This window comes from Alistipes sp. HGB5, from assembly GCF_000183485.2.
Classification (GTDB): domain Bacteria; phylum Bacteroidota; class Bacteroidia; order Bacteroidales; family Rikenellaceae; genus Alistipes; species Alistipes finegoldii.
The window spans coordinates 26,692-38,195 of the sequence record NZ_AENZ01000029.1 but is presented as its reverse complement, the minus strand read 5'-3'; the positions used below and the strand labels follow the sequence as shown (position 1 = coordinate 38,195).

Annotated in this window: 7 protein-coding genes, 1 tRNA gene and 1 pseudogene; 5 read left to right on the top strand and 4 right to left on the bottom strand. The window is 59.8% G+C overall.

The genetic code is table 11. The features are described from left to right. Nucleotides 1-274 (top strand): hypothetical protein (locus tag HMPREF9720_RS15720; protein ID WP_217491227.1); only part of this gene is annotated, 274 nt, incomplete at its 5' end. A gap of 225 nt (nt 275-499) precedes the next feature. Here HMPREF9720_RS15720 and HMPREF9720_RS05060 read toward each other — a convergent pair. Then, entirely contained in the window at nt 500-1,237 is a 738-nt protein-coding gene (locus HMPREF9720_RS05060) for an RsiV family protein (RefSeq protein ID WP_014775567.1), read from the bottom strand. Between the two features lie 141 nt (nt 1,238-1,378). Here HMPREF9720_RS05060 and HMPREF9720_RS05055 point away from each other — a divergent pair. Then, nucleotides 1,379-1,450, top strand: a tRNA-Glu gene (locus tag HMPREF9720_RS05055). 275 nt (nt 1,451-1,725) lie between these two features. Here HMPREF9720_RS05055 and hpf read toward each other — a convergent pair. Beyond that, on the bottom strand, nt 1,726-2,022 hold the full coding sequence (gene hpf, locus HMPREF9720_RS05050) for a ribosome hibernation-promoting factor, HPF/YfiA family (RefSeq protein WP_009597127.1): 297 nt from the start codon (nt 2,020-2,022) through the stop codon (nt 1,726-1,728). A gap of 24 nt (nt 2,023-2,046) precedes the next feature. After that, entirely contained in the window at nt 2,047-2,949 is a 903-nt protein-coding gene (locus HMPREF9720_RS05045; protein WP_009597134.1) for a tyrosine-type recombinase/integrase, read from the bottom strand. 52 nt (nt 2,950-3,001) lie between these two features. On the opposite strand from HMPREF9720_RS05045, the gene HMPREF9720_RS05040 reads away from it, so the two are divergent. From HMPREF9720_RS05040 to HMPREF9720_RS05025, 3 genes and pseudogenes are all read left to right on the top strand, one after another. Continuing rightward, entirely contained in the window at nt 3,002-3,820 is an 819-nt protein-coding gene (locus HMPREF9720_RS05040) for an alpha/beta hydrolase (protein WP_009597120.1), read from the top strand. 8 nt (nt 3,821-3,828) lie between these two features. Continuing rightward, nucleotides 3,829-4,389, top strand: a pseudogene (locus HMPREF9720_RS16000) (flavin reductase family protein); the annotation flags it as partial. Nucleotides 4,390-4,844: 455 nt separating this feature from the next. Continuing rightward, the gene (locus tag HMPREF9720_RS05025) at nt 4,845-6,020 is read left to right on the top strand and encodes an MFS transporter (RefSeq protein ID WP_009597135.1); all 1,176 of its coding nucleotides are present in this window, start codon (nt 4,845-4,847) and stop codon (nt 6,018-6,020) included. A gap of 198 nt (nt 6,021-6,218) precedes the next feature. Here HMPREF9720_RS05025 and HMPREF9720_RS05020 read toward each other — a convergent pair whose 3' ends face one another. Next, nucleotides 6,219-11,471: an Ig-like domain-containing alpha-2-macroglobulin family protein gene (locus tag HMPREF9720_RS05020; protein ID WP_009597122.1), complete on the bottom strand. Its 5,253-nt coding sequence runs from the start codon at nt 11,469-11,471 to the stop codon at nt 6,219-6,221. Nucleotides 11,472-11,504 lie beyond the last annotated feature (33 nt).

Below are 11,504 nucleotides of genomic sequence, written 5' to 3'. Positions count from 1 at the left end.
TAGTCCGTCGCCTTTTTTCTTTGTCGCTGTCTTTTTGTCTCCCGTGTTTTTTTCTCCCGTGGCTTTTTTTGTTTGCAGGCCGTCGTTCCTGCAACTTTTTCCCACGCTGTTTTTGTGGGACGGCAGGCGTCGTGATTCTCTCCGAACCCGTCCTGAGGGGCTTTTTCAGCGCTTTTTCGCCGCCAATGTTACCAAATTGTTAAATATATTTAAAATATTCATAAAATATTTGCGTAATTCAAAAACGCCCCGTATCTTTGCAGTGAAGTTTTAAGGTTCATTTAGGTTAGTAGTTTTAGGTTGGTTGAGGAAATCGGCAGGTTGTAACGGAGATTCCGTTACTAAGACTTGAAGGGCGGTGCTCGTCCGAGAGTCGAATACCTCCGATTAAACCTCGTTTTTGGAGGGGGTGGTTCCCCGCCAAAAAAAAGGTCTGAGTCGTGAGACTCCGGCCTTTTTTCATTTTACGGCCCTGCGGCCGTCTCTTTTTCGGAGGATGTTACAGATTCTCCAGCTCTTCGCGGCTCATCGTCACGTCAACGGCTCCCAGCGCATAGCATCCGATGTCGTAAGGATTGTAGTAGAAGGTGATCCCTTCGGGCGTAATCCGGAAATTCTCCGTCAGGGAGATGTATTCCGGGAAAAATCCCCGTTCGGCCAGCTCGTCGTCGTTGGCGGCTTCGTATTGCTCGCAGAGTTTCCTGCGCAGCAGGGCCTCCATGCCGAGCAGCTGCCGTTCGGAGAAGAGGTCCGCCGTGGAGAGTTCGTACCCTCCGGCCAGCGAATAGGTATGGCACTCCGTGGCGTACATGCCGTGCGCCCCTCCCGTGTAGCTCCACCGGCTGATGATGTAGGTGACGAGCGAGTCCGTGACGGCTGCTTCGGCTTCGGCCGAGATTTCGTAAGGCTCCGTCATCTGCGGGGCGCTCTGCGGAAATGCAAGCTCCGCGGCGATCTGGCGGAGGGCGGAATCGGCCGCCTGACGCGCCGTGCCGCCGAACTCTTCCAGTTCGAAGAAATAGCCTGCGTTGGCGGCTTCGATGGAGCGCAGGGCGGGGGATTTCTCTGCGTTGGCGATCGTGGCGAAGCGGTATTCGATCTTGCATCCGTTTGCGGGCGTGCCGATGAGGGTGTCGATTGTCAGCATGCCGAATTGGGGAACGACGGGCTTCCGCGTGCAGGCTGCCGTCGCCGCAGCCATGCCTGCGATCAGTATGGCGGTTTTGATGTATTTCATGGTCTGGACATGTTTTGTATTTATCGTAAAGATACGGAAAATGCGGCTATATGCGGGGTTTTCCAAAAAAAATCGTAGAATTTGCAGGAAAATTTTGCAGTTTTAAAAGAAGGCGTTATCTTTGCACCACAAAACTCACACGGTGGATTCATCTAAGGGTTAGGATACGTGCCTCTCACGCACGACATAGGGGTTCGAATCCCCTATCCACTACTAAGCGATCGGTTTCCGGTCGCTTTTTTTGTGCGCAGCTCCGCGTTGGGGCGGAGTCATTCGCCGGAATTCCGCGCGGTTTCAGCTTCCGGATAGTTTCGCGTGCCGGTTTTTTTCCGTTTCCCACGGTTCTCGAATGACGTGTGCTTCCAGATGGCGTGTGTTTCCAACTTCCCGCGTCGCCATGTGGCGGATGTTTTCAAATGCAGCGGCCGTCCCAAAAAGGACGGCCGCTGCGGCATTGAAGTTAAAGGTTATTTGATTGGTTGGTGGGTTTACTTTTCCGATTTGCTCTTGAATTTGTCTAACTGACGCTTGAGGGCGTCGATCGCTTCGTCCACCGACTCCTCGAAGGCTTTGGACTGGTGGCAGGCCACGAGGTCCTCGCCCGGCATATGGAGTGTGATCGTTGCGATCTTGTTTCCTTTTTCATGGTCTTTATCGAGTTTCAGAATGACCTCGGCACCGGTCGAACGCTCTGCGAAGCGGTCGAGCTTTTCCATTTTGTGCTCTACGAATTCGATCAGCCGTTTGTCTGCGTCGAATTTCACGGATTGAATCTGTACGTTCATAGCCTTGCAGTTTATAAAAGTTAATCACTTCCCTCCCTTTTCGCGGGGATGGGCTTTTGCGTATATCTCCCGAAGCCGGGCGATGCTGTTGTGCGTGTAGACCTGCGTGGCCTGCAGCGAGGCGTGGCCCAAAAGCTCCTGAATCTCGCGCATGTCGGCTCCGCCGTTCAGCAGGTGCGTGGCGAACGTATGCCGCAATACGTGCGGGCTTTTCTTGCCCTGTACGCCCGCGCGGGTGAGTTCCTCCTGCACCGTGCGGTAGACGACGCTCCGGGATATGCGCTTCCCTTTATGTGTTAAAAATAGTGCTTTTTCCGAAGAAATGCAAATATTTTGCCTCTCTATTAGGCCGAGGTAGTGCAAAATCTTTTCGCGCAGGAATTCGAGAATCGGGACCATGCGCTGTTTGTCTCCCTTGCCCCGGACCCGCAGCGAGGTGTAGTCGGCCGAAAAGTCGCTGCGGTCGATGCCGACCAGCTCGGCCAGACGCAGTCCGCAGGCGTAAAACATCAGGATGATGAGCGAGTTGCGCTCGGTCTGGAAATCTTCGCTGTCCGGTCCGCACTCGCTGACGATGGTCGTCATGCGGCTTTCGGGAACGAATGCCGGCAGGCGGCGTGAGGTTTTGAGCGTCGAAATCATGCGGAAAATATCCTTTTCGACGGCTCCCGTGCGGTGCAGCCAGCGGAAAAAGGCCCGGAGCGAAGCCACTTCGCGGTTCATCGACCCGGCGCTGAGCTTTCCCTCCTCCGTGCGGAAAATGATCCATTCGCGGATCTGCTCGGTCGTGACCGACCGCGGGTCGAACCGCGACTCGTCGCAGTCCAGCCACGCGAGGAACTGCTCCACGTCGTGCTTGTAGTTGCGCACCGTGAGCGGCGAGTAGCGCCGCTCGGCGGAGAGATATCGGATGAATTCCGTCAGCATGCAGCAAAGATACGGTTTTTTCGTATTTTTGCGTATTCATAAATAGTATGCCATGAAACGAATCTTCATTTTAGCCTTTCTGTTGGCGTGGCTGACGGCGCAGTTTGCCGCCGCCGCTGCGGTCGATACGCTTGCGGTGCGCAGCGCTTCCATGGACCGCGACATTCCCGTGATCGTGATCCTGCCCGACGGCGCTTCGCCTGCGAATCCCTGCCCGACGGTCTACCTGCTCCACGGTTACGGCGGCAATCAGACGACGTGGCTCCGGATCAAACCGTCGCTGCCCGCCATCGCCGACCGCGAAGGAATCGCCTTCGTCTGTCCCGACGGCGCGACGAGCTGGTACCTCGACAGCAAGGTGCGGGCGAAGAGCCTTTACGAGACTTTCATGACGCGGGAACTGCTTCCGGCCGTCGAGGAGCGTTATCCCGTTTCGCGCGACCGCAGCGGTCGCGCGATCACGGGGCTCAGCATGGGCGGCTTCGGCGCCGTGTCACTGGCGATCAGGCATAAGGAGCTGTTCGGGGCCGTCGGCAGCACGAGCGGCGGGCTGGATATTCGCCCGTTCCCCGAAAACTGGGAGATTCCGCAGCTGCTGGGCACGCAGGCCGAGCATCCCGAAGCTTGGGAGGCGGCTACGCCGATCAACCTGATCCCGCGTATCGCCGACGGCGATCTGGCGATCGTTATCGACTGCGGTTACGACGATTTCTTCTTCGGGGTGAACAACGACTTCCATGCCGAGCTGCTGCGCCGCGGCATCATGCACGACTTCTATGTGCGTCCCGGCCGTCACAACAACGAGTATTGGGGCAATTCGATCGACTACCAGATCGTATTTTTCCGCAACTTCTTCTTTCGGGACAAATAGTTGGGCCGATGAAAGAGAGCTGGAAACCCGGAACGCTCATCTATCCGCTGCCGGCGGTGCTGGTGAGCTGCGGCGCGACGCCGGACGAGTATAACCTGCTGACCGTGGCGTGGACGGGGACGGTCTGCACCGATCCGCCGATGTGCTACGTCTCGGTGCGGCCCGAACGCCACTCCTACGGGTTTATCCGCCGCACCGGCGAGTTCGTCATCAACCTCACGACCCGCGGTCTGGCCCGTGCCGCGGACTGGTGCGGCGTACGTTCGGGCCGCGATTACGACAAATTCCGCGAAATGGGCCTTACGCCCGGCAAGGTGCTCAAGGTCGCCGCGCCGATCGTCGAAGAGTCTCCCGTGAGCATCGAGTGCCGCGTGCGGCAGGTGCTTGAGCTGGGTACGCACGACATGTTTTTGGCCGAGGTGGTCGCCGTGCAGGTCGATGCCGATTATATCGACCCTGCCACGGGCCGTTTCTGCCTCGAACGGGCCTGCCCGATCGTCTACTCCCACGGCGAATATTTCGCACTGGGCGAAGCGCTCGGCCATTTCGGCTGGTCGGTGCGGAAAAAGCCGCGGCCGAAAACGCCGAAATCCGAGACCGGAACAAAGCCCGTGACCGGAAAGAAATCCGCACCCGGAACAAAGCCCGTGGCCGGAACGAAATCTCTGACCGGAACGAAAACCGCATCCGGTGTAGAATCTGAGGACCGGACTTCCTCCGCATTATCTTCCGCAACGCCCTCTGCCTCATTGTCATCCTCCGCATCCGCAATGACTCCGGCATCCGCCTTGTCTTCCTCCGCATTATCTTCCGCAACGCCCCCTGCCTCTCCGTCATCCTCCGCATCCGCAATGCCTTCGGCATCCGCCTTGTCATCCTCCGCATCCTCCGCCGCATCGTCAGCCGGCCCCAACTCAAACTCCACCCCAAGCCGTAACCCGAACCGCGATCCGAACCGCAGGCCGGGACGCAACCCGGATCGCAGGCAGGGGCGAAAGTCGGGACCCGAAAAACCGCGCCGCCGATGAAGGCGATGTTGAAGGAGGGCGCCGGGCTTTCGAACGGTTTGTTATGCACGCTGGCCGTCATCGCCGGCGTGTCGGTCGCCAATCTGTACTACAATCAGCCGCTGCTCGATATGCTCCGGCAGGATCTGGGCACCACTACGCTCGCCGCCAACCATGTCGCCCTCTTTTCGCAGTTGGGTTATGCGCTGGGGCTGCTGTTCATCATACCCCTCGCCGATCTTTTCAGCCGCAGGCGCATCGTACTGGTCAACTTCCTGCTGCTGGCCGTTTCGCTGCTGGCGATCGCCACGGCTTCCGATATCCGTGTGATTCACGGGTTTTCGCTGGTGACGGGCGTCTGCTCGGTCATTCCGCAAATCTTCATTCCGCTGGCGGCGCAGTATTCGCGCCCGGAATATAAAAACCGCAATGTCGGGATCGTCCTTTCGGGCCTGCTGACCGGAATCCTCGCTTCGCGCGTGGTCAGCGGCGTTGTCGGCGAGCTTTTCGGCTGGCGCGAAATGTATTTCGCCGCCGCCGGACTCATGGTCGTTTCGGCGGCCGTCGTGCTGTATGTACTGCCCGATGCGCGCCCCAACTTCCGGGGAACCTATGCCGCCCTGATGAAGTCGCTCCTTACGATCGTCCGGTGCTATCCGACGCTGCGTATCTATTCCGTGCGCGCCGCGCTGGCTTTCGGCTCCTTTTTGTGTTTCTGGGCGTCGCTCGCCTTCAAGATGGCGCAGGCGCCGTTTTATGCCGGCAGCAACGTCGTCGGCATGCTCGGACTCTGCGGAATCGCGGGCGCTCTGACGGCGACCTTCGCCGGGAAGTACATCCGGCGCGTCGGCGTGCGCAGGTTCAACTATATCGGCGTCGGCCTGCAGATCCTCGCATGGCTGCTGTTCTTCTTCGGTGCGGATTCCTATGCGGCGCTCGTCGCCGGAATCGTCGTCGTCGATATCGGCATGCAGTGCATCCAGCTCAGCAATCAGGCCACTCTGTTCGAACTCGATCCCTCGGCTTCGAACCGGATCAACACGATCTTTATGAGCACCTACTTCGCGGGAGGTTCGCTCGGCACGCTGCTGTCGGGAGCCGCATGGTCGCTTTACGGCTGGACGGGAGTCGTCGCGGCGGGAATCCTGCTTTCGTCCGCCTCGCTGCTCGTCACGCTCTGCACGAAAAAATAGTGGTCCGTTCCGCCTGCGCGCGATGTCTGCCTGCGGTGGTCTTTCCCGGATACAGCGTGTCCTTTGAAGATACGGCAATCCCCGGAACCCGCACAGGTTCCGGGGATTTGCCTGAAATTTCGGGAATAATCCCTTTTGCCGCTTCCCGTCTGTCCGGCGGAAAGCTTTGCCGGGCAAGACCTGCCGGCAGGCTCCGGTCTATTCGACCACCTCGATCCATTCGCCCTTTTTGAGCGCGCGGACCGAGTTGTCGTACATGGCTTCGCAGTAGATCGACGGCAGGTAGTAGCGGCCCTTGTATGTCGCCGTCAGCTTGACCGGTATCTCCTTGCTTTCGCCCCGTTTCAGGTCGAAGTAGCTCAGCACCCGGTCGTCGCGGATGTCCTGATAGGTGACCGACGTGAGGTCCCGCTCCGAAGTGATCTCCCAGCCCGCCGGAACGATATGTGTCAGCGCCAGATTGGTGTATTTCTCATAGCCGCTGATGTTCGAGACGGTCACCACGGCGTAGAAATCCGTCGAAGCGCGGATCGACTTGGGGTCTACGGCCTTGCCGTCCATGTCCGTATACCGGACGGCGATGCGGATGTTGTCGGCCGCCTCCGTCTCTTCGCCCTTGGCGGGGTTGTAACGCTGGCTGACGACGGCATACAGACTCTCCTTGCCGTTGTTCGTCACCCCGGTCTCTTCGGTCAGCGGCATGCTGACGAAGGATTTGTCGGTTCGGATGCTCTCTTTGCCCGCTTTGGCGTCGATGCCGGTCTGCCCCGACACGATGAAGTTGGAGAGGGTGCTGAGCATCCACGCCGTAGACTGCGTGCTCAGCCACTTCTCCTTCTTGAGGATGTCGGACATCTTCAGGGCCGTGCGGAACGCCTCTTCCCGTTTGCCGAGCAGCGTCTGCGTCATGAGCACCACGGCCATCTGGCGTTCGCTGCTGTTGTAGGTGTCGTCGTACGGATCGACCTTGCCGGTCTGGCCGCTTCCGCCCTGCGCGGTCAGCTCTTCGGCTACCTTCCGGTTGCCGTCCAGCGCATAGGCCGCCGCCAGCATCCATTTGACGTCGTTCTTCAGGTCGGCGGCTTTCTCCCTCAGCCGGTTCATGGCGCCCCGGTCAGCCATGTTGTTGAGCGCCAGAACGTACTGGGCGTAAGCCTGCGTCAGGAAGCTGTCCGCTTCGTTGCCGCGCAGGTATTTGAGCGCGCGGTCGAGCATCGGGCGGTCGATGGCGTAGCCGTATTTCGCGGCTTCGGTCAGGAAGTGGGCCGCATAGGCCGTTCCCCACTCGGAGCTGTTCGAACCTCCGCTCCAGTAGGCGAACGATCCGTTGTAGAGCTGGTAACCGCCCAGACGCGACAATACGCTCTTGACGTTGCGGTCGATGTCCTGAAGCGTCCGGACGTCGCACTCCATGACGGCGGGCAGGTAGAGCTGCGGGAATGCGCCGGAGGTGATCTGCTCGATGCAGCCGTGGGGGTACCTCACCAGATATTCCATGCGGCGCGTGAGGTCTGCGGACGGGATCGACGAGAGTTCGAGCTTCGCGTTTCCGGTATCCTTCAGGGGCCTGAGGGCGATCGTTTTGCCCGGTTCCAGCATGTAATCCTCCGACGTCGTTACATAGGGGTTGGGTTCGCGTACGTCCAGCTCGATCTCCGAGACGGAGCTGTCGCCGGAGGAGGTCGCCGTGACCCGAACCTTTCCGACGCCCGTCTCCTTGTTGACTTTCAGCCGGAACGTTACGACCTCCTCTCCGCTTTGACTGAGGGCGAGCATCTTGCTGCGCGGTCCGACGGCCGTGAAGAGTTCGTTCGCGGAGACTTTCAGGTCGATCTTGCCGACTCCCTTTGCGAGGGCGAAAACCGTCACCGGCAGCTCCACCTCTTCGTCCGTGGAGACCACGCGCGGCAGGGTGGCCTGCACCAGCAGCGGTTTTTTCACTTCGGCGACCTTCTCCGCGGCGCCGGAAGCCCGTCCGTTCGAAGCCACGACCATCACGCGCACCGACCCGAAATAGGGCGGCAGCGCGATTTTGTGGGTGTTGGTTTTGCCTGCGCCCAGCTTCTGCGCTTCGAGGAACCGCACGACGGGTTTGAACCGCTGCGCCTTCAGTGCGCCGGTGTTCTGCTGCTGCTCCGCGTCGCCGCCGATGGCGAACAACTGTTCGATCCTGCCGCCGTAGGCGCCGATCACGTGGTCGAACATGTCCCACGTCCGTACGCCCAGCGCCTCCGTGGCGTTGAAATGGAGGTAGGGGTTCGGCGTCTTGAAACGCGTCAGCCCCAGCAGGCCCTCGTCCACCAGCGCCAGCACATAGCTCATCTTCTTGCCGTCCTTTTCCCGGACCTTTATCGTGATCTCCGACTCCGGTCTGACCGTTTCGGGCATGTCGATCACCGGAGTAAGTTTCGTGGCGGCGTCTTCGACGTCGAGGCGGACCACGCCGAACAACCTTATCGGCGCGTCGTTGTGCGTATGGTTATGGGGCTGGACGAGCGTCACCGAGGCGTAGACGTTGGGAGCCATTCCCGCTTTGATCAGTATCTCGAACGCGGTCTGTTTGTCGGCGCAGTCGATCCAGAAACTTTCCCGTACGACGCTGCCGCTCTCGACGCTCACCAGCGCCCGCGCTCCCGGCGAAGAGGGGATTGTGATCTTCGCCTTGTCGCCCGGCGCATATTTCTCCTTGTCCTTGGTCACGGCGAGTCGGGTGGCTGCATCCGTCACCGAGGAGACGTCGCCCCGCCAGTCGGAGGACGATACACAAACGACCTGAGTCGCAGCGTGTTCATGGCCCGAACCGGTCACGCGGATCATATAATAGCCGTAATCGCCTGCGCTCCAGCGCATCGCGACCTGCCCCGCGCCGTCGGTCAGGGTCGTCTGCAATGTCTTGTAGCAGGTGTTGAGCGCATTTTTGGCATAGCGGGCCTGCGAGTCCGACGCGGCGTCCCACCACCAGTAGGAGGTGATCTTGTAGACCGAGACGAGCGCCTCTTCCCTGCCGGGCAGAGGACGTCCCTGCGCATCGAGCATGACGATGCGCAGCAGGTGCTCCTTTTTGCTGTCGAGGTATTCGTCGCCCCAGTCGCTCGTCTGGGGCGTCACTCCGATTCCGAAATAGGCGTCGTAGGGCGACACGGGGATGATCTGCTGATCGACGCTGAAATCGCCGCTCTTTTCGAAGACCTTTACCGTGAATTTGCCGCTCAGCATGCCGGGACTGAGCCCCTCCAGCGAAGCGAGTCCGCCGGTCGTCAGCTGCAGCGTTCCCTGCTGGTCCGTGGTGCCGGAGACGATCTCCCGCTCCTCGGTTTCGAAATATTTCGTCGCGTCGTCGAACGAGTACTTCTCATAACCCTTGAAACGCGTTGGAATCTGCCTGAGCTGCGCCTGAAGCGTCACCTTTGCACCGTCCGCCGGAGCGCCGTGCAGCCATTTGGCCGTCAGGCTGCCCGTGAACTTTCGGGCGTCGATCCGCTTGCCGTCACCGAGCCGCATGTCGATTTTCATTCGGTTGGGCTTGATGGCGTCCACGCGGATCGCTTTTTCGAATACCGCGCCGCCCAGACTTACGCGCGCCAGCCACTGTCCGGTAGGCGCCGCCGGCGTCGTTCCGAGTTTGAACGTGTAGATGCCGTCCGAGGAGCCGTTGCTGACCAGCGTCTGCACCAGCTGCCCGTTGGGGTTGAAGAACTCCACGGACGCCGGATGGTTTTCCGGCAGCGGATTGTCGGACGTGACGATGAAGGTGAGGAAGATGTCGTCTCCGGGCCGCCATACGCCGCGCTCGCCGAACAGAAAACCCTTCGTGCCTTTGGGGTTGGTGGTGCCCCCGACGTCGAAATTGCTCAGTGACAGCGCCGCGCCCCGCTCCACCTTGACGAAGGCGAGCTGTCCGTCGGCTTCGGCCGCTACGATGGAGGGCTCCTCCCTGCATTTCAGCACGGCGCGGCCTTCGGAATCGGTGGATGCTTCCGCCACGGTCTGGTTCTGCTTGTCGTAGGCCCGTACCTTGCAGCCCCCTTTGGGCCGGGCTGACAGCAGGTCGGTGGTGTAGACGACGTACTCCTCTTCGCCGCTGTTTTTGCAGATGATGCCGATGTCGGACTGCAGAACCAGTTTCGACCGCTCCCGGTAAGTCCGGTAATCTCCGAAATAGTAGTCGTAATCATACTCGTCGGTGGGAACCAGCGGTTCGACGCCCTTGATCTCCAGCAGGTACATCGACTTCCGGCCGTCGGTTATCAGGCGGCTGAGATCCAGCGAATAGGTGTTGGAGAGGTCGAGCTTGGTCGATGCCTTGGCCGAGAGATCGACGGTCGTATCGCGGACGATGCGCGACACGTAGTCCATATCCGAATAGTAGTCGCCGCCGTAGTAGTTCTGCTGGAAGAACTGCAGCAGGTTGTTGGCGAATATTTTCCGCACGCGCACCCGCGCCTTGCGGTAGTTCACCGATTCGAACAGCAGGGACATGTCGTTCGACGAGGGGAGGACGGAGCCTTTGCCCGCGAAGCGGATCGCCGGCACCCGCGACGGCAGGTTGGCCGTGAACGTATAGCTCTCCTTGAGCCGCTGCCCGCCCTTGCTGAGCACGTTCCGGCTTATTTCGATGTCGAAATTCCCCGTGACGTGCGATTCGGGATAGATGTAGAGCCGGTTCTTGTCGACCGAGGTGCGGAATTTCGTGTCGAAGCGGATCAGGTCCTTCAGGTTCTGGTTCTGTTTGAGCGGTTCGGAGAAGGTCACCACCACCGCGAGCGGTTCCGCCGCGACGCTGTGGTCCAGCACCACATACTCGTCCTTCTTGGGCACTTCGACGGTCAGGGTCTTGCTGTCGCCGTAGCCGAAATCGAGCGTCAGCGTGTAACCCGCTCCCTCGCCGGGGGCGATGTTGCCGACGGTATACTGGTGCGTGGTGCCGTTCGCGGAGTGCACCCACGCGACGTCCGGATTCTTCAGTCCGCTTATCTTGAGGTTCTTCTCCACGTAGCCGCTCTCCGCGTAATCGGACGAGACCACCTCGCCGACCAGTACGTAGGAGGTCATGTCGTCGCTTTGCTGCAGCCAGTAGTCGCTGTAGGCGAACCGCAGTTTCGGCGTGGCGAATTCGAATTCCGCGACGCCTTTGAGCTGCCGTCCGGTGAGTTTCGCGGCATCGATGGTCACCTTGTAGCGGGTGTCGTATTTCAGGGGCGACCGGGGGATGATCCGCAGCATCCGCATTCCCGAAAGGTAGACGTCGAAATCGACGGAGGGCGAGATCGATACGGCTTCCCGGATTCTGTCCTCCTTCGGCTCGACGTTCTCCTTGAACGTCACGAGAATCGGCATTTTGACGCCCGTCACTCCGTTCGGCGACGATTCGATGATATCGGACGGCTGCCTGCCGCATGAGGCGAAGAGCAGGAGAGCCGTTGCAAACAATACGTAGCGGATTGCTTTCATAGTGGTTTTTTTGGTAACTTTGTCAAAGATACA

Coding starts and splice junctions, on each gene's coding strand:
- HMPREF9720_RS05060 (WP_014775567.1), bottom strand. CDS start 1,237: ATGAAATACATCAAAACCGCCATACTGATCGCAGGCATGGCTGCGGCG.
- hpf (WP_009597127.1), bottom strand. CDS start 2,022: ATGAACGTACAGATTCAATCCGTGAAATTCGACGCAGACAAACGGCTG.
- HMPREF9720_RS05045 (WP_009597134.1), bottom strand. CDS start 2,949: ATGCTGACGGAATTCATCCGATATCTCTCCGCCGAGCGGCGCTACTCG.
- HMPREF9720_RS05040 (WP_009597120.1), top strand. CDS start 3,002: ATGAAACGAATCTTCATTTTAGCCTTTCTGTTGGCGTGGCTGACGGCG.
- HMPREF9720_RS05025 (WP_009597135.1), top strand. CDS start 4,845: ATGAAGGCGATGTTGAAGGAGGGCGCCGGGCTTTCGAACGGTTTGTTA.
- HMPREF9720_RS05020 (WP_009597122.1), bottom strand. CDS start 11,471: ATGAAAGCAATCCGCTACGTATTGTTTGCAACGGCTCTCCTGCTCTTC.